Genomic DNA, 16,098 nt, shown 5'->3' on the forward strand with positions numbered 1-16,098 from the left:
TTCTTTCAACTGAGCCACGATCCGTTCCAGCCACTCGCCCAGTCCAGCCTGATCAGCTGTCAGCTCGGCCGCCGAGAAGCGCGAATGAAGCTCGTCAAGCAGGGCCTGCTCATCGTCGCCAAACAGCAGCGCGCAAACGCCTTTGTCGCTCGCGGCGATCAGCAGCAACCCGAGCGGACATGAGCTGATCGCATAGCGCAAGGTTTCGCCCGCAGCCCTTCGCCTGCGCTGGGCTGGGCTGAGTGCCGCGGTGTTTTGATAGGCGCCGCGCGTGCTGCCGTATCCCGCATCAAGGGCTGCGCCAAGCACCGATTCGGCAGCGGGTAGCTGCATTTCGAGCCGCGCGCGCCGACGTGCGGCTGCCCAGGCGCGCGGCGTCATACCGGTGCGAGTCTTGAAGGCCCGCGCTAGGTGCGAGGGAGACAGGCCGATGCGTCCGGCCAGTTGATCCAGCGTCATCGGCTCGTCGCTTTCATCGAGCAGACGACAGGCGGCGATGACCAGAGCATCGAGCTGCTCGGCCAGGCTCTGGCCCTGCGGCGAACAGCGACGACAAGCACGAAAGCCGGCGGCTTCCGCCTCGCTGACATGCTGGAAGAAACTCACGCCGTCGCGCCGCGGACGACGCGCCGGACAGCTCGGTCGGCAGAATATGCGTGTCGAGTGCACGGCAAACACGAAGCGGCCATCGAAGCTTGCGTCGCGGTCGCTGAGCGCTTGCCAGCAGTGATCAAAATCGAGCATCACAGCGCTCCCTGGGTGAATGGTTCGGATTGTCCGCCGTGGCCGGTTCCATTGCCAATCCACAGTGCGCTTTCAAACTTGCGAGTGAGCATGGAAGCCTGCTGGCGATTGCCGTAACCTGCAGATCTGCATAGCCAAAAAGGGTCTGTAAGCCGCTGATGAAAACGCCAAAACGACTCGAGCCGTTGGTCGAGGATGGGCTGATCGACGAAGTGTTGCGCCCGCTCATGAGCGGCAAGGAGGCAGCAGTCTATGTCGTGCGCTGTGGTGAGGAACTGCGTTGCGCCAAGGTGTACAAGGAAGCCAATAACCGCAGCTTCAGGCAGGCCGTCAAATATCAGGAAGGCCGCAAGGTTCGCAGCAGCCGCGATGCCCGCGCCATGGCCAAGGGTTCCAAGCACGGGCGCAAGGAAAAAGAGGAAAACTGGCAGAACGCCGAAGTAGCCGCCTTGTTCAGGCTGGCAGACGCTGGCGTGCGCGTGCCCAAGCCGTACGACTTCCTCGATGGCGTGCTGTTGATGGAGATGATCTCGGGCGAGGACGGCGATGCTGCGCCGCGCCTGAATGACGTCGATCTGCACCCTGACGATGCGCGAGAATTCCATGCCTTCATGATCGGCGAAGTGGTGAAGATGCTTTGCGCCGGCCTGGTGCATGGCGACTTGTCCGAGTTCAACGTGCTGCTCGACGAGCACGGCCCGGTCATCATCGACCTACCACAGGCGGTGGATGCGGCTGGCAATAACCATGCGTTTGAAATGCTCGAACGGGACGTCGGCAACATGGCGGCTTACTTCGGGCAGTTCGCGCCGGAGCTAAAATTCACCCGCTACGCCAAGGAAATGTGGGCGCTGTACGAGGACGGCAAGCTGACGCCGGATTCCGAGCTGACTGGGGAATTTGCCGAGCCGGAAGATGCCGCCGATCTCGACGCAGTCATGCGTGAGATCAAAGCGACTCTTGCCGACCAGGCGCGAAAGGAAGCGCTACGCAATGCGACGGATGAGCCCAGCGACGAACCGCCGACGCCGCCATGGATGCGTAATTGATCCTTTCGCCGGCAGCCTAGGCGTCGTTACGAAGAGGCGTATCGCAGGAGCCAGCGTGCTCGCGACCAAAGCATCGCCTGGCACTCGGTGGGTGGGGGCGAGCAAGACGTCGCGATATCGCGGGGCGCTGCGACAGGTTCAACAGAACTACGCTCTGGCCCTGGCATTCGGCCTATGCTGAAACAACTCATGGGTCAGCCGGTGTTACTGCGGCAAGGCGGCCGCGGTCAATCAGCCGCGGATTGGGCGTATCATGGCCCGGCGTTCAAAAGTCAGTGCAGGAGAGAGTCGCAATGCAAGGTCAGCCACAGGTCATCGAATATCTGAAAGAACTGCTGCGTGGGGAGCTGGCGGCGCGTGATCAGTATTTCCTGCACTCGCGGATGTATGCCGACTGGGGATTCACCAAGCTCTACGAGCGGATCAACCATGAGATGCAAGAGGAAACCGAGCACGCCGATGCGCTGCTCAAACGCATCCTGTTCCTCGAAGGCACCCCGGACATGACGCCTGAAGCAATTCATCCAGGCCAGACCGTCCCCGAGATGTTGCGCGCCGATCTGGCGCTCGAATACAAGGTTCGTGCAGCCCTGGCCAAGGGCATCACGCTGGCCGAGCAGCACGACGATTACCAGACGCGTGAAATTCTTGAACTGCAGCTGCTGGACACTGAAGAAGATCACGCCTATTGGCTGGAGCAGCAGCTCGGAATGATCGACCGCATCGGGCTGCAAAACTACCTGCAATCGCAGGCCAGCTGATTGTTCATGAGGCCAGGCGCGATGCCTGGCCTCATGAGTTTTAGCGGCGCGGCAAGATTGGTTTTCCCTTCATCGCCGCTCACTCGGCGCGGCGAGTCGAGCAACATCCGCCGGACTCGAGATCCTTGAGGATGGGACAGTCCGGCCGGTCGTCACCGTGGCAGGTGTCGACCAGTTCCTGCAGGGTGTCACGCAACCCCACCAGTTCGGCAATCTTCTGATTGAGCGCTTCGATATGCGCACCAGCGACGGCTTTAACATCGGCGCTGGCGCGTTGGCGGTCCTGCCAGAGCGTGAGCAACCTGCTCACTTCTTCCAGGGAGAAGCCCATGTCCCGCGAACGTTTGATAAAGGCGAGGCGGTGCAGGTCTTCATCGCCGTAGTGGCGGTAACCGTTGGCGCTGCGCCCCGCCGGGGAGATCAGGTCGATGGACTCGTAGTAGCGAATCATCTTTGCTGAAAGCCCGCTTTTCTTTGCTGCTTGGCCAATGTTCATGCTGAGGTCCAGAGGTGTCGGGTTGCAGTTATCGTTCGAAAAGGCCATGGAACCGCTGCGCTCAACCGCAGGACGGGCTGAGCGCAGCCCCTATCATTCCTCCGGCTTCCAGCGCTTGAGCAGCAGCGCGTTGCTGACCACGCTGACACTCGACAACGCCATCGCCGCGCCTGCCACTACCGGGCTGAGAAAACCGAAGGCTGCCAGGGGAATGCCCACCAGGTTGTAGATGAACGCCCAGAACAGGTTCTGCTGAATCTTGCGATAGGTGCGGCGGCTGATCTCCAGCGCGGCCGGAACCAGCCTGGGATCGCCGCGCATCAGGGTGATACCGGCGGCGTGCATCGCCACGTCGGTACCGCCGCCCATGGCGATGCCGACATCGGCGGCGGCCAAGGCCGGGGCGTCGTTGATGCCGTCGCCGACCATGGCCACCACCGCGCCGCCTTTCTTCAGCTCGGCAACCGTGGCGGCCTTGTCCGCCGGCAGCACTTCGGCGTGCACGCTGTCGATCTGCAGCGCCTCGGCCACCACGCGAGCGCTACCACGGTTGTCACCGGTGATCAGATGGCTGCGAATATGTCGCGCATTGAGGGCGGCGATGGCGTCTGCAGCGCCGTCCTTGAGGCTGTCACCAAAGGCAAACAGGCCAAGCACACGCGGTTGAGGTGCCGTTTCGATCAGCCAGGAGAGGGTGCGGCCTTCGCTTTCCCAGGCTTCGGCTTTGCTCGCCAGCTCGCCTGGCTGCAGGCTGCTGTCATCCAGCAGCCGACGATTGCCCAGCGCCAGCGAGCGGCCATCGAGATTGCCGGCGATGCCGCGCCCGGTGAGCGACTGGCTCCGGTCCACGTCGGCTACTGTCAGGCCTTGCTCGGCACAGCGGTCCAGTACCGCCTGCGCCAGCGGGTGTTCGCTGCCGCGTTGCAGTGCACCGGCCTGTTGCAACAGGCCGGATTCGTCGCCATCGACGGCATGCAGATGAACGATGCGCGGCTTGCCCGACGTCAAAGTTCCGGTCTTGTCGAAGGCGACGGCAGTCACCGCATGAGCGACTTCCAGCGCCTCGGCGTCCTTGATCAGAATGCCGTGGCGTGCGGCGACGCCGGTGCCGGCCATGATCGCTGCGGGCGTCGCAAGCCCGAGCGCACAGGGACAGGCGATGACCAGCACGGCAACCGCGTTGATCAGCGCGACTTCAGCCGGCGCGCCGACAAACAGCCATCCCGCCAGGGTCAGCAGCGCGATGACCAGCACCGCCGGGACGAAGACCTGGCTGACCTTGTCCACCAGCTTCTGGATAGGTGCCTTGGCTGCCTGGGCGTCTTCGACCAGGCGGATGATGCGTGCCAGCACCGTTTCGCCGCCCAGCGCCGTTGTGCGTACCAGCAATCGGCCTTCACCGTTGATCGCGCCGCCGGTGATGCTGTCACCCGGCGCCTTCGCTACCGGCAGGCTTTCACCGCTGATCAGGGCTTCGTCGGCCTGGCTTTCGCCTTCGACCACTTCGCCGTCTACCGGGAAGCGCTCGCCGGGCTTGACCAGTACCAGATCGTCCAACCGCAGCGCAGCGATCGCAACATCCTCTTCACGGCCGTCGACAACGCGTACCGCGCGCTCCGGCCTGAGCGCTTCCAGTGCCCGGATAGCGGCACTGGTCTGGCGTTTGGCGCGGCTTTCGAGGTACTTGCCCAGCAGAACGAGCGCGATCACCACAGCGGACGCTTCGAAATACAGATGCGGCATCTGCCCAGCCTCTACGGCCCACCACTGGTAGAGGCTTAGGCCATAGCCTGCGCTGGTGCCGATCGCGACCAGCAGATCCATGTTGCCAGTGCCGGCACGTACGGCCTTCCAACCGGCCGCATAGAAACGCGCACCCAGGATGAACTGCACCGGCGTAGCGAGCACGAACTGCACCCAGGGCGGCAACATCCAGTGCAGCCCCAGCAGGTCGCCAAACATCGGGATGACCAGCGGCGCGGCCAACAGTAGCGCCGCGATCACGGCCCAGCGTTCACGGCGTAGTCGGCTTTCGCTCCGGTCAGTGGCCGGCTCACTCTCACTGCTGGTCTGGGCCTGGTAGCCAGCGGCTTCCACTGCGGCGACCAGTGCCGCTGAATCAACCGCACCGAGCACCTCGATACGGGCGCGTTCGTTGGCCAGATTCACCGAGGCGCTGCGCACGCCTGGCACTTTTAACAGCGCTCGTTCGACGCGGCCGACGCAGCTGGCGCAGGTCATGCCTTCGATAGCCAGCTCCAGGGTTTGTACCGGCACGCCGTAACCGGCTTGTTCTATGGTCTGCACCAGCCTGGCGAGATCGGCGTCGTCGGCTTCCACCCGCACCTGCTCAGCGGCCAGGTTGACAGCCGCGCTGGCGATACCGGGCATTTTGAGCAGGGCGCGCTCGACCCGTCCGGCGCAGCTGGCGCAGGTCATGCCGGCGATTGGCAGGGTGTAGGTTGCACGAGTCATCGGTTGCTCCGGATTGGCTGATGTGTCGATACTCAACCTTCACCTGATGGCAAGGTCAAGTCGAGCTACAGAGTGTTGCAGCCAAGTTATTGACCTTCCCGGTGTGGCAAGGTTGAGCATGACCATCGTGATTTCAAACGGACCGGAGATTCAGATGCAGACATTCAATGTGAAAGGCATGACCTGCGCCCATTGCCAGCGCGCTGTGACTCAAGCTATCCAGTCGCGAGATGGCGCTGCCCAGGTAGACGTGGACCTGGATGCCGGTGTGGTGCGGGTCGACAGCCGTCTCGACGAGGCAACGATCAGCGCAGCAATCAAGGAGGAAGGCTACGAGGTTCTGTAGCTGACCCGCGGCAGCGCTTGCTGCCGCGCCTTCGCTTCACTCAGAGGCAGGGTTTCCCCAGTCCCTCACCAGACCCCGGAACACCGGGTCGATTAGCGCGGCGCAATCCTTCTCCGGATCGAACAGGGTCGGGTCGCGTGTCCAGTCACTGAACAGTCCCAAGATCAATGCGTGCAGCGTTCGCGCGGCCAGACGGGGCGTTACGCCCGGATACAGGTTCGCGGCGGCGCTTTCCAGCAGCTTCTCGCACAGGTCGATAAACAGATTGATGAACGCATGGTGGCGTTCTTCGGCTTCGCGGAGTTCATCGGTGAATTCGCAGCGATGCAGGAGGATCGTCATGACCCGACGTTTCTGTTCGTCCCGGCCCAATGCGCTGATTCCCTCAACGCAGAGCTCACGCAACACCCGCAGCGGTTGCTGCTGGGTGCAGCTGCACAAGCGCTCGGTCATCTGCTCCGGGGGGAGGCGGACCTGGTTGAGCATTTCGTGAAACAGGTGTGCCTTGTTCTGGAAGTGCCAGTAGACGGCGCCGCGCGTCACGCCGGCATCCCGCGCGATCTGGTCGAGGCTGGTATGGGCCACGCCTTTATCCAGGAACAGGCGCTCGGCGGAAGCGAGCAGAGCTACACGGGTCTTTTCGGCGTCTTCTTTGGTTCTTCGCATGTGAGGGCTACGGCAGCCTGACGCTGCATGAATAAAGGCCTTGGCGGCGGGCGATGCGGAGTTCGTCCTTCAACTTCTGCAACTTCTGATGTTTACAATCGTCTGTGTATGTAACAGCATCTCAGCTTCTCTGTAAACGTTCGATCTTGGCCGCCGCTTCGCTGCGCGTCGACGTTTCGGCTTTTTCCGCTTCGCGAGTTTTTGTTCATGCCCCTTCCGATTCTGCTCATCCTGGGCGCGCTTAGTGCCTTCGGCCCGCTGGCCATCGATTTCTATCTGCCCGCATTTCCAGCAATGGCACGTGCTTTTGGCACGGATGTGGAGCATGTACAGCTGTCGCTGGCGGCCTACTTCATCGGCTTGGCTCTCGGTCAGTTGATCTACGGGCCGCTGGCGGATCGGTATGGACGGCGCTGGCCGCTGCTTGCGGGCGTGACGCTGTTTACTCTGGCGTCGCTGGCGTGCGCGTTCGCGCCATCGCTGGACTGGTTGATCGCGGCGCGTTTTATCCAGGCGCTGGGTGGCTGCGCAGGCATCGTGGTGACCCGCGCGGTGGTGCGTGACTGGTGCGATCCGGTGCAGGGCGCGAAAGTTTTTTCCCAGTTGATGCTGGTGATGGGGTTGGCGCCGATCCTTGCGCCGCTGGCAGGCGGGCTGCTGATGAACGCGTTCGGCTGGCAGTCGATCTTCGTCTCGCTGACGGCCTTCAGCGCGCTGTGCGGCGTTGCGGTCGCGCTGCGGCTGCCGGAAACCTTGCCGGCCGATGCACCCAAGCACGCCTTGAGCGGGACCTTCGGTCGCTACCTCGCATTGTTTCGTGACGGTGAGTTCATCGCCTTTGCGCTCGCTGGTGGCGTGGCGATGGCCGGTATGTTCGCCTATATCGCCGGATCGCCTTTCGTCTTCATCGAGCTCTACGGCGTTCCGGCCGAACACTACGGCTGGCTGTTCGGCAGCAATGCGGCAGGATTCATCCTCGTCTCGCAGATCAACGCCCGGCTGTTGCGTCTGCGCGGCCCGGGTTTCTGGTTGCGGCGCTTGGTCTGGCTCTACTTCGCTTGCGGTGCAGCGTTGCTGGTGATTGCACTGAGCAGGCCGGATGCCCTATGGCCACTGTTGATTCCGCTGTTTGCCGGCCTGGCGAGCCTTGGCAGCATCCTGCCCAACGCGACCGCCTGTGCCATGGCGAAGCAGGGCAAGCAGGCGGGGTTGGCATCTGCGTTGATGGGTAGCATGCAGTTCTGTGTCGCCGCCCTGGCCTCGGCGGCGGTAGGTTGGATGCACAACGGCACAGCCGTGCCGATGGCCTCGGCGATCACCGTGTGTGCGGGCCTGGCGGCGTGTCTGGCCTGGTATACCGGTCAGCGCGTCGTTGCCGAGCGTAGCGACGGCGCCGCCTCGTCCTGAGGCGGCTGCGCATGCGCTTTAGAATCCTTCGAGAACGATCTTGCCTTTGGCCTTGCCGCTCTCGATAAAGGCATGGGCGCGACGCAGGTTTTCGGCGTTGATCGTGCCGTAATGCTCGCCCAGAGTGGTCCTGAGCACGCCGCTATCGATCAACTCCGCGACCCGATTGAGCAGTTGATGTTGCGCAATCATGTCCGGCGTCTGATACAGCGAACGCGTGTACATGAACTCCCAGTGCAGCGAAAGGCTCTTGCGCTTGAGCAGGCCGATGTCGAGGCTCGCCGGGTCGTCGATCAGCGCCAGACGTCCTTGTGGTCGCAGCGCTTCGACGATCTGCGGCAGGTGCACATCGGTGTGAGTCAGGCTGGCGACGTGGGTGACGTCAGTGATGTCCAGACGCTGCAGCTCGGCGGCCAGCGGCTGGCTGTGATCGATCACCTCATGCGCGCCCAGTTCTCGCACCCAGGCTTGGGTGTCGCTGCGCGAAGCTGTACCGATGACCTGGAGTCCGGTCAGCTGACGCGCCAGTTGCGTGAGGATCGAGCCGACCCCACCTGCTGCGCCAATGACAAGCAGGCGCTGATCGCGGTCTTGCTTTCCTTCGTCTATCTGCAAGCGTTCGAATAGCAATTCCCAGGCAGTGATCGAGGTCAGCGGCAAGGCTGCTGCATCTGCATAACCAAGGGTGGCCGGCTTGCGCCCGACGATGCGCTCATCAACCAGATGCAGTTCGCTGTTGGCACCCGGGCGATCCAGCGCACCGGCGTAGAACACCTCATCGCCGGGTTTGAACAGGCTGACGCCACTGCCCACCGAGCGCACCACACCGGCGACATCCCAGCCGAGCACCTGATGCCCGCCGGCCTCCGGCTGTACCCGCATGCGAATCTTGGTGTCGACCGGGTTCACCGAGATGGCGCGGACCTCGACCAGCAAGTCGCGCGGGCCGGGCGTAGGATCGGGCAGTTCGATGTCGAGTAATGAATGTGGATCGTCAGCAGGCAGGGACTGTTGGTAGCCGATGGCTTTCATGAACTTCTCCTAAGGGATGAGGCGGTTGCGGCCATATTCGGCTTTCGCGTCACGAAGAAAAACAGCATATTGCGCAGAGGCTCTTTCAACGGATTATTGAAAATGCTGCGCACCGACGACCTCCAGATATTCGTATTTACCGGCTGGATGTCGCGCACGACGTGCAGGCGAAGCGACTGGCGGTGTTGTTGCCGGAACTGCTGGGCGAAGCGGCGCCGCTGAACCTGATCTGCGCGCACCGGGCGCATCTGGGTGAAACCCTGCGGTTGCTGCGTGAACACCTGAGCGAACGGTGCCACGTATTGCTCGAGCAGGCGCCTTTCCTGGTGCGCTGAGCCGGACCGCCGTAGGCGGCTCGGCTCGTTACATCACTTGGCCAGACGTGCGTCGAGGCTGTTCTGTGCCAGGCGGCGCGCCTGATCTTCGGTCAAGCCCAGGCTTTCGTGAAGGGCCATGAAGTTTTCGGTGACGTAGCCGCCGAAATAGGCCGGGTCGTCCGAGTTCACCGTCACCTTCACGCCTTGCTCCAGCATCTGCAGGATGTTGTGCTGGCTCATGTCATCGAACACGCGAAGCTTGGTGTTGGACAGCGGGCAGACGGTGAGTGGGGTCTGCTCGTCGATCAGGCGCTGGATCAGTTTCGGGTCTTCGGCAGCACGCACGCCGTGGTCGATGCGGCTGACCTTGAGCAGGTCCAGCGCTTCCCAGATGTATTCCGGCGGACCTTCCTCTCCGGCATGAGCCACGGCGAGGAAACCTTCGGCACGGGCCTTGGCAAAGACGCGTTCGAACTTGCTTGGTGGATGGCCCATTTCGGAACTGTCCAGACCGACTGCAAAGAAAGCGTCGCGGAACGGCATCGCCTGTTCCAGCGTCTTGAATGCTGCTTCTTCTGGCAGGTGGCGCAAAAAGCTCAGGATCAGTCCGCTGCTGATACCGAGCAGCTCGCGGCCATCAGCCAAGGCGTCGCTGATGCCGCGCATGGCGACCTCGAACGGGATACCGCGATCAGTGTGGGTCTGGGGATCGTAGAAGGGCTCGGTGTGAACGACGTTCTGCTCTTCGCACTTCTGCAAGTAGGCCCATGTCAGGTCGTAGAAATCCTGCTCGGTGCGCAGCACGTCCGCCCCGGCGTAATAAAGATCGAGAAATTCCTGCAGGTTGCCGAAGTTGTAAGCGCTGCGCAGTGCGTCGACGTTGTCCCAGCGGAGGGCGATCTTGTTGCGTTCGGCCAGGCGGAACAGAAGCTCGGGTTCGAGCGAGCCTTCGAGATGCAGATGAAGCTCGGCTTTGGGCAAGGCGTTGAGCCAGTCGTACATGGGGAACCCCCGTCTGGAAAAGTTGCATTTAATCATGTTGGGCGAATTGACCCCAACGTCAACTACGAGCAGCCAGCAGATCGCCCGTTGCGCTGTGCGGCTTGCTGCCAGCTGCTCGGCTTGTGCGAAAAACGAGCAACTTGCCTCAAGCGAGGCCAGACGGGCCCGACAGCCGTCAGCCCAACGGTTATCCACAAACTTGTCCACGGCGATTGCGGATAACCAGATGGAACAGTGATGGCGATCTGAAATCGCCGCTCTAGCGTACTTGGAATGACAAAAAAGCTCGAAAAATCAGTAGCTTTAGTAGTCAATGATCGCCGTCATATGGCTTTGGTTAAAAAATGAGCGACTTCGCCGAGGCCACGCCAGGATTGGGGTTCCCGGCTTGCTCACATTGTTATCCACAATTTAATGCACATAAACGGTGGAAAACCTGGCGGCACAAAAAGGCCGCGCTTTGCTGTCGCAAGCGCGGCCTTTGAAGGAGGCGCGCCGTCAGGGCACGCCTCGACTACTTATCAGTTCTGCGGCGCTGGTGCGGGTGCGCTTGGCTCTACCGGCTCACCGACATCAGGCTCATCATCGTCAGGCATGGTCACATCGACATCAGGAACAGTGATGACCTTTTCCTTGGTGCCAACATCCACTTCTGGCGCATCGACGTCGTACTCCGGCATGTTGCCCCCTTCGACTTCCACGTCAGGGAGCGAACCTTCTTCGGTTTTTTCGACATCGCAACCGGCCATGCCCAAGGTGGTCAGCAGCACGGCACCGGGGATCAGCCACTTGTATTTGCTTTTCATTCGTCAGACTCCTGTTTCGCAGCGGAATGCGTGTCTGGGCACTTCCACTCGATTGTGTTGGGGTACATGCACACGAATGCGCCCGACCCAACGGCAAGTGCCGCTGTTATAGGGACTTCTCTGGTATCGCGCAGTTCAACGGTGAGCGATGCTCAAGGGTCAAGCGGGTGCAGTTTTGAGCGGCCGCGGCTGATATCGGACAGCAGTTTCTGCACCTGCGGTTGTTGCGCCGCGGGGAAGGCCAGCTGCAACTCGGCACCGTCAGCGTCGAAGGTTTCGCTGTCGATCAGCGCGTCATAGTCGCTCAGGCGCGACTTGAGCAGCGCCAGTTCGGCAAAGCGGCAATGACAGCTGCAGCGAACCCGGGCGACCAGTTCCACGCGTTCACCTGCCTGCAGGCATTTCGCGGTGGAACCGCCATAGGCACGGGCCAGCCCGCCGGTACCCAACTGGATGCCGCCGAACCAGCGAATCACCACCACGACCACCTGGTCGCAGTCCTGCCCTTCGATGGCGGTCAACATGGGACGGCCGGCCGTTCCGCCGGGCTCGCCGTCATCGCTGAAGCGGTATTGACTGCCCAGCTTCCACGCCCAGCAATTGTGCGTGGCGCTGGCGTCGCTGACTGCCTGGATGAACGCCTGAGCTTCTTTGGGACTGGACACCGGCGCAGCCTTGGCGAGGAAGCGGCTCTTGCGGATGGTTTCCTGATATTCGCAAGGCGTGGCGAGGGTGGAAGTCATGTGCATCGCGTACTGGCAAAGGAATGATGGATTGTAACGGTGGCTGTCGCTGAGTGGGATCAGATCCGCCTGTGCGGTGATGGTGGGCTGCTCGTGGGGCGAGAGCGCCGTTGGGTCAATCGAACTGAACTTAGAACGGCGTGACTGGCACGAACTGTATGAGAGGGCGAGTGCCCTCATTGATTAGCCAACATCGACCTTGGAGGAATCCCAAATGCTCAATTCCAAGTACGAGGCTTGCATCCAGGCCTGCTCCAACTGCGCCATCGTGTGTGAAACCTGCGCCGCATCCTGCTTGCGTGAAGATGACGTAAAGATGATGGCGCGCTGTATCGAGCTGGACCGCGACTGCGCCGACATTTGTGCACTGGCCGCCACGCTGATGACACGCGATAGCAAGTTCGCCAAAGAGATGTGCCGTATCTGTGCTCAGATCTGTCGCGAGTGCGGTGACGAATGCGCCAAGCATCAGATGGACCACTGCCAGGCCTGCGCCGAAGCCTGTCGAAAATGTGCTGAAGAATGCGGAAAAATGGCAGCCTGACGCCTGCCGTTCGGTCCAAAGGGTTGAGCCACAGCTGCCGGCCCTTTTTTTTTCAGGCCCGCCAATCAAGCCTTAGGTTCAGTCTGTGGACGCCAGGCGCTACCTGCGGTGAGCGATGAATGATGCCGGCGCCCTCGTTGCCACGTGAAAGCGTATGCCGTCCTGTAGCGCGTCGCTCAGCACCACTGGTGTGTCGCCGAATGCTTGTCGTGGGCTGGCAGTGATCGCAGAAAGCGCCAGCATCACGCGACTTCCTGATACCAGGGACCGAACGGGTCCGGCATCCGCAACCAGTGCTCCGGGCCGAGATTCCATTCCGAGTCGCTGAGCAGGCAGGCATCCAGCTCGGCACGCAGCTGGGCGAAATCGATGTTCTGTCCGATGAAAACCAGCTCCTGTCGGCAGTCGCCACAATCCTCGTCCCATTTCTGGCGGATCGCGTTGCGCGATTCTTCGTTGTCTGGCCATTGCGAATCGGGCGTAAAGCGCCACCAACGCCCGGCGTAGTCATAGCGCATCAACCCGCCAGCTTGAGACCAGCTACCGGCCTCCTGTGGGCGGCTCGCCAGCCAGAAGTAGCCCTTTGAGCGCAGCAGACGGCCGTTGGTCCATTCGCGGCTGAGGAAGTCGTGAAACCGTTGCGGATGGAAGGGACGGCGGGCGAGATAGCCGGTGGATGCAATGCCGTATTCCTCCGTCTCGGGCACGTGCTCGCCGCGCATCTCCTTGAGCCAGCCTGGTGCTTGGGCTGCGCGCTCGAAATCGAAGCGCCCGGTATCGAGGATCTTCGTCAGCGCTACGTTGCCCATGCTCATGGGCAGAACTTCAGCATGGGTGTTCAAGCGGCCCAGGATCGCGCTCAGTTCCTCACGCTCAGCGCTGGATATCAGGTCGATCTTGCTGATCAGGATGACGTCAGCGAACTCCACTTGCTCGATCAGCAGCTCTGTAATCGAGCGCTCGTCGTCATCACCCAGGGTTTCGCCGCGGCTCGCCAGACCTTCCGCCTCATGGAAGTCGCGCAGGAAATTGACCCCGTCGACCACCGTGACCATGGTATCCAGCCTCGCCAGATCGGCGAGGCTCTGACCTTGCTCATCGCGAAAGGTGAAGGTCTCCGCCACCGGCAGCGGTTCGGAAATACCGGTGGACTCGATCAGCAGATAATCGAAACGGCCCTCTCGCGCCAGCTTGCCGACCTCTTCGAGCAGGTCCTCGCGCAAGGTGCAACAGATGCAGCCGTTGCTCATCTCGACCAGCTTTTCTTCGGCGCGATTGAGGCTGACGTCGCGCTGGACCTCGCCGCCATCGATGTTGATTTCGCTCATGTCGTTAACGATGACCGCCACGCGCAAGCCGTCGCGATTTTTCAGAATGTTGTTGAGCAGCGTGCTCTTGCCGGCGCCAAGAAAGCCGGACAGCACGGTTACGGGAAGGCGGTTCATGGCGGTCTCTCAGGCGGTTCGTTGATGTTTTTCGCGCTGTTCTTGGCGCTCTTTGGCTTCGATGCACAGCGCCGTGGTGGGGCGTAGCAGCAGACGTTCCAGCCCGATGGGGTCGCCGGTTTCGGCGCACCAGCCGTATTCGCCGCGAGCGAGCGCATCGAGCGAGGCGTCAATCTTGTCGAGCAACTTCTTTTCTCGCTCCAGCAGCCTGAGCTGCCACTGGCGTTGTTCTTCAGCGGTGCCGACATCGGATGGGTCGCTGCTTGGCGCTTGCTCGCGCAACTGTTGGAGCTCGTCAGCGATACGCGCCTGCAATTCAGCGCGCTGATGCAGCAGCAAGCCCCGGAAGAACGCTTGCTGGGCTTCGTTCATATAGGCGTCGACGGGTAGGGCAAGGAGTTCGGCTTTGGTCATGGTGGCGGAAGCGGCAAGTGGTTATGCAATAGTTATAACATAACAATAACTCGATACCAATGCGATCAGCGAGTGCAACCAAACAACCTGCGATAGATGAGCTGGCGCTTGCCCGAAAATCCGTGAAGCAGATGCGAGGCTTGAAAGTCATGAGCCAAGTTAATGGGCGTCCGGCGACCGATGCCGAGCAGTGCAGCATGGTGCTGGTGAACAATAACCAACCACACGGCAGGCGATCAGACGGCGTAGCTTGTTCACCAGCGGCCCGGCAATGAAGGCGGACGAGAAGGTGTCGAGCTTGTGTCGATGGATGATCTGGCTACTGGCATGCAGACTTGGTCCTTTCGCCACGCATCGCCAATGGGGCTGCGTTCACGGCGATCGATCACCAAGCCGCGGTGGTTCGGTGGCGCATCAACCGGGTTTTGTAGTTTCCACCGCGCGAAGTCGATACTGGCCCGGCGTCATCCCGACTACCGCTTTGAAATCGTGGATGAAGTGAGCCTGATCGGCGTAACTGCAGGTCAGTGCCGTGTCCGGTAGCGACCCTCCGATCCGTAGCTCATCGCGTACCAGCGCCACGCGCTGAATCCGGCTGAACTGCTTGGGTGTCAGCCCTACCTGATGGCGAAAGACACGCTCCAGCTGCCGCTGGCCTAGCGGGACTGCCCGCATCAGATCGGCCAGCCGCGCGCGCCCCTGGTGGGCGGCGATCTGGCTCAGCAACTGCTGCGCAGGGGATCGCCTTGTTTGCGTATCGTTCAGCCGTGCCAGCAACTCGCGCTCTACCAACCTCTGCTGCGCATCCCGGTCCAGCTCTGCCAGTGCGTCGCTCAAGCCCGCCAGCCCCAGGCCAGGCCAATCGTCGAAATGGATGCCTGACAGCTCATCCAGCCCCACGCCGAAAAAGGCTGAGCCCATGCCGGGACGAAAACGCACCCCCATCAGCTTTACCCGAGCGGCGAGTTGCAAGCGGCTGCTGGTCAGTTGCGGGCCAGCGATCAGTGCCGCAGCGCTGTGAGCGACGCCATCGAGTTGCAACGGCTCGGCAAAATTGAAGATCAGGCCGCAGCCACCATCTGGATGCAGCAGCTGGGCGTTATGTGCGGCGGCAGAATCGCCGTCCAGCCACCAGAAGCGCTGCACGTAAGCGGCCAGCGCCGGGCAGGGTGGCCGGGCGGAGAAGCCTGAAATACGCGGCTGGCGCGCGTGCAGTGAAGGCATGGTGGCCGTGCTCAAGATGTCGAATTTCTACAATAGTGCGTCTCAGCGGCTATGTAGGCTAGACCCATCCAAACCGAGGAGACACCCCATGCGCATGAACTACCAAGCCGCTGCTCCAGATGCCATCAAGGCCATGTTGGGCCTGGAAACCTACCTGGCGCGCCAGAGCCGCAGTGAAGACGGCATCGACAAGCCGTTGATGGAGCTTGTGAAGATTCGCGTCTCGCAGATCAATCACTGCGCGTTCTGCATCGACATGCACACCAAGGATGCCCGTGCCATCGGCGAAACCGAGCAGCGCATCTATGCCTTGAGCGCCTGGCGCGAAACGCCGTTTTTCACTGAGCGAGAACGCGCCGCGTTGGCCTGGGCCGAGGCCAATACGCTGCTGCCAAACGGTATTGAGCAAGCCCTGTTCGACGAGGTGCGCCAGCAGTTTTCCGAGGCGCAGCTGACCAACCTCACGCTGGCGATAGCGACCATCAACGCCTGGAACCGCTTTGGCGTGTCCTTCGCACCGGTGCCGGGCAGCTACCAGCCGGAATAGAACGACCTGCCGCCCAGGCGGAAAGTCGGGCGGCTTAGGACCGCTGGGGACGAACAGGTTCGCCCCCAGCGGGACGGGGA

18 protein-coding genes and 1 pseudogene are annotated in these 16,098 nt (G+C 61.7%); 7 read left to right on the forward strand and 12 right to left on the reverse strand.

What is annotated here, in order from left to right; translation table 11 throughout:
• Positions 1-744: bifunctional transcriptional activator/DNA repair enzyme AdaA (locus PSTU_RS20515; protein ID WP_019340160.1), on the reverse strand; the 744-nt coding region annotated here is incomplete at its 3' end.
• Positions 745-902: 158 nt separating this feature from the next.
• On the opposite strand from PSTU_RS20515, the gene PSTU_RS0106135 reads away from it, so the two are divergent.
• The gene (locus tag PSTU_RS0106135; protein WP_019340162.1) at positions 903-1,793 is read left to right on the forward strand and encodes a PA4780 family RIO1-like protein kinase; all 891 of its coding nucleotides are present in this window, start codon (positions 903-905) and stop codon (positions 1,791-1,793) included.
• A 293-nt stretch (positions 1,794-2,086) separates the two neighbouring features.
• Entirely contained in the window at positions 2,087-2,554 is a 468-nt protein-coding gene (gene bfr / locus PSTU_RS0106140) for a bacterioferritin (protein WP_019340163.1), read from the forward strand.
• Positions 2,555-2,633: 79 nt separating this feature from the next.
• Here bfr and cueR read toward each other — a convergent pair whose 3' ends face one another.
• Positions 2,634-3,050: a Cu(I)-responsive transcriptional regulator gene (gene cueR / locus PSTU_RS0106145; RefSeq protein ID WP_029404640.1), complete on the reverse strand. Its 417-nt coding sequence runs from the start codon at positions 3,048-3,050 to the stop codon at positions 2,634-2,636.
• A 93-nt stretch (positions 3,051-3,143) separates the two neighbouring features.
• The gene (locus PSTU_RS0106150) at positions 3,144-5,525 is read right to left on the reverse strand and encodes a heavy metal translocating P-type ATPase (protein WP_029404641.1); all 2,382 of its coding nucleotides are present in this window, start codon (positions 5,523-5,525) and stop codon (positions 3,144-3,146) included.
• 154 nt (positions 5,526-5,679) lie between these two features.
• Between PSTU_RS0106150 and PSTU_RS0106155 the strand changes: the two genes are divergently transcribed.
• On the forward strand, positions 5,680-5,871 hold the full coding sequence (locus tag PSTU_RS0106155; protein ID WP_019340165.1) for a heavy-metal-associated domain-containing protein: 192 nt from the start codon (positions 5,680-5,682) through the stop codon (positions 5,869-5,871).
• A gap of 36 nt (positions 5,872-5,907) precedes the next feature.
• Here PSTU_RS0106155 and PSTU_RS0106160 read toward each other — a convergent pair whose 3' ends face one another.
• On the reverse strand, positions 5,908-6,537 hold the full coding sequence (locus tag PSTU_RS0106160) for a TetR family transcriptional regulator (protein ID WP_019340166.1): 630 nt from the start codon (positions 6,535-6,537) through the stop codon (positions 5,908-5,910).
• A gap of 207 nt (positions 6,538-6,744) precedes the next feature.
• On the opposite strand from PSTU_RS0106160, the gene PSTU_RS20520 reads away from it, so the two are divergent.
• Positions 6,745-7,944 carry a Bcr/CflA family multidrug efflux MFS transporter gene (locus PSTU_RS20520; RefSeq protein WP_019340167.1) on the forward strand — a complete coding sequence of 400 codons (1,200 nt, stop codon included), beginning with the start codon at positions 6,745-6,747 and terminating at the stop codon, positions 7,942-7,944.
• 18 nt (positions 7,945-7,962) lie between these two features.
• Here the strand turns inward: PSTU_RS20520 and PSTU_RS0106170 are convergent, their stop codons facing one another.
• Positions 7,963-8,976, reverse strand: coding sequence for a zinc-binding alcohol dehydrogenase family protein (locus PSTU_RS0106170; protein WP_019340168.1), 1,014 nt, complete (start codon positions 8,974-8,976; stop codon positions 7,963-7,965).
• Between the two features lie 143 nt (positions 8,977-9,119).
• On the opposite strand from PSTU_RS0106170, the pseudogene PSTU_RS21755 reads away from it, so the two are divergent.
• Positions 9,120-9,311, forward strand: a pseudogene (locus PSTU_RS21755) (LysR family transcriptional regulator); the annotation flags it as partial.
• Between the two features lie 33 nt (positions 9,312-9,344).
• On the opposite strand, the gene PSTU_RS0106180 reads toward PSTU_RS21755, so the two are convergent.
• The 3 genes from PSTU_RS0106180 to PSTU_RS0106190 form a co-directional block, all read right to left on the reverse strand.
• On the reverse strand, positions 9,345-10,295 hold the full coding sequence (locus PSTU_RS0106180; RefSeq protein WP_019340170.1) for an adenosine deaminase: 951 nt from the start codon (positions 10,293-10,295) through the stop codon (positions 9,345-9,347).
• A 521-nt stretch (positions 10,296-10,816) separates the two neighbouring features.
• Positions 10,817-11,101 (reverse strand): hypothetical protein, encoded by a 285-nt coding sequence (locus PSTU_RS0106185; protein WP_019340171.1) that lies wholly within the window; start codon positions 11,099-11,101, stop codon positions 10,817-10,819.
• A gap of 152 nt (positions 11,102-11,253) precedes the next feature.
• Positions 11,254-11,844 carry an IMPACT family protein gene (locus PSTU_RS0106190; RefSeq protein ID WP_019340172.1) on the reverse strand — a complete coding sequence of 197 codons (591 nt, stop codon included), beginning with the start codon at positions 11,842-11,844 and terminating at the stop codon, positions 11,254-11,256.
• A gap of 214 nt (positions 11,845-12,058) precedes the next feature.
• Between PSTU_RS0106190 and PSTU_RS0106195 the strand changes: the two genes are divergently transcribed.
• The gene (locus PSTU_RS0106195; protein WP_019340173.1) at positions 12,059-12,388 is read left to right on the forward strand and encodes a four-helix bundle copper-binding protein; all 330 of its coding nucleotides are present in this window, start codon (positions 12,059-12,061) and stop codon (positions 12,386-12,388) included.
• A gap of 52 nt (positions 12,389-12,440) precedes the next feature.
• Here the strand turns inward: PSTU_RS0106195 and PSTU_RS22260 are convergent, their stop codons facing one another.
• The 4 genes from PSTU_RS22260 to PSTU_RS0106215 form a co-directional block, all read right to left on the reverse strand.
• The gene (locus PSTU_RS22260) at positions 12,441-12,728 is read right to left on the reverse strand and encodes a DUF1826 domain-containing protein (protein WP_080571181.1); all 288 of its coding nucleotides are present in this window, start codon (positions 12,726-12,728) and stop codon (positions 12,441-12,443) included.
• Positions 12,631-13,833, reverse strand: coding sequence for a zinc metallochaperone GTPase ZigA (gene zigA / locus PSTU_RS0106205; protein WP_019340175.1), 1,203 nt, complete (start codon positions 13,831-13,833; stop codon positions 12,631-12,633). Before zigA ends, PSTU_RS22260 begins: the two co-directional genes overlap by 98 nt.
• Positions 13,834-13,842: 9 nt before the next feature.
• The gene (gene dksA, locus PSTU_RS0106210; RefSeq protein WP_019340176.1) at positions 13,843-14,247 is read right to left on the reverse strand and encodes an RNA polymerase-binding protein DksA; all 405 of its coding nucleotides are present in this window, start codon (positions 14,245-14,247) and stop codon (positions 13,843-13,845) included.
• A gap of 414 nt (positions 14,248-14,661) precedes the next feature.
• Positions 14,662-15,471 carry a helix-turn-helix transcriptional regulator gene (locus PSTU_RS0106215; RefSeq protein WP_019340177.1) on the reverse strand — a complete coding sequence of 270 codons (810 nt, stop codon included), beginning with the start codon at positions 15,469-15,471 and terminating at the stop codon, positions 14,662-14,664.
• Positions 15,472-15,559: 88 nt separating this feature from the next.
• Here PSTU_RS0106215 and PSTU_RS0106220 point away from each other — a divergent pair, with 88 nt between their 5' ends.
• Positions 15,560-16,018, forward strand: coding sequence for a carboxymuconolactone decarboxylase family protein (locus tag PSTU_RS0106220; protein WP_019340178.1), 459 nt, complete (start codon positions 15,560-15,562; stop codon positions 16,016-16,018).
• The last annotated feature ends 80 nt before the right edge of the window (positions 16,019-16,098 follow it).

Origin of the sequence: Stutzerimonas stutzeri SDM-LAC (genome assembly GCF_000235745.1) — a bacterium.
Lineage (GTDB): Bacteria > Pseudomonadota > Gammaproteobacteria > Pseudomonadales > Pseudomonadaceae > Stutzerimonas > Stutzerimonas stutzeri_H.

Coding starts and splice junctions, on each gene's coding strand:
- PSTU_RS0106220 (WP_019340178.1), top strand. CDS start 15,560: ATGCGCATGAACTACCAAGCCGCTGCTCCAGATGCCATCAAGGCCATG.
- PSTU_RS0106150 (WP_029404641.1), bottom strand. CDS start 5,525: ATGACTCGTGCAACCTACACCCTGCCAATCGCCGGCATGACCTGCGCC.
- zigA (WP_019340175.1), bottom strand. CDS start 13,833: ATGAACCGCCTTCCCGTAACCGTGCTGTCCGGCTTTCTTGGCGCCGGC.
- PSTU_RS0106180 (WP_019340170.1), bottom strand. CDS start 10,295: ATGTACGACTGGCTCAACGCCTTGCCCAAAGCCGAGCTTCATCTGCAT.
- PSTU_RS0106190 (WP_019340172.1), bottom strand. CDS start 11,844: ATGACTTCCACCCTCGCCACGCCTTGCGAATATCAGGAAACCATCCGC.
- PSTU_RS0106185 (WP_019340171.1), bottom strand. CDS start 11,101: ATGAAAAGCAAATACAAGTGGCTGATCCCCGGTGCCGTGCTGCTGACC.
- PSTU_RS20520 (WP_019340167.1), top strand. CDS start 6,745: ATGCCCCTTCCGATTCTGCTCATCCTGGGCGCGCTTAGTGCCTTCGGC.
- PSTU_RS0106215 (WP_019340177.1), bottom strand. CDS start 15,471: ATGCCTTCACTGCACGCGCGCCAGCCGCGTATTTCAGGCTTCTCCGCC.
- PSTU_RS22260 (WP_080571181.1), bottom strand. CDS start 12,728: ATGCCTGCCTGCTCAGCGACTCGGAATGGAATCTCGGCCCGGAGCACT.
- PSTU_RS0106160 (WP_019340166.1), bottom strand. CDS start 6,537: ATGCGAAGAACCAAAGAAGACGCCGAAAAGACCCGTGTAGCTCTGCTC.
- PSTU_RS0106155 (WP_019340165.1), top strand. CDS start 5,680: ATGCAGACATTCAATGTGAAAGGCATGACCTGCGCCCATTGCCAGCGC.
- cueR (WP_029404640.1), bottom strand. CDS start 3,050: ATGAACATTGGCCAAGCAGCAAAGAAAAGCGGGCTTTCAGCAAAGATG.
- bfr (WP_019340163.1), top strand. CDS start 2,087: ATGCAAGGTCAGCCACAGGTCATCGAATATCTGAAAGAACTGCTGCGT.
- PSTU_RS0106195 (WP_019340173.1), top strand. CDS start 12,059: ATGCTCAATTCCAAGTACGAGGCTTGCATCCAGGCCTGCTCCAACTGC.
- dksA (WP_019340176.1), bottom strand. CDS start 14,247: ATGACCAAAGCCGAACTCCTTGCCCTACCCGTCGACGCCTATATGAAC.
- PSTU_RS0106135 (WP_019340162.1), top strand. CDS start 903: ATGAAAACGCCAAAACGACTCGAGCCGTTGGTCGAGGATGGGCTGATC.
- PSTU_RS0106170 (WP_019340168.1), bottom strand. CDS start 8,976: ATGAAAGCCATCGGCTACCAACAGTCCCTGCCTGCTGACGATCCACAT.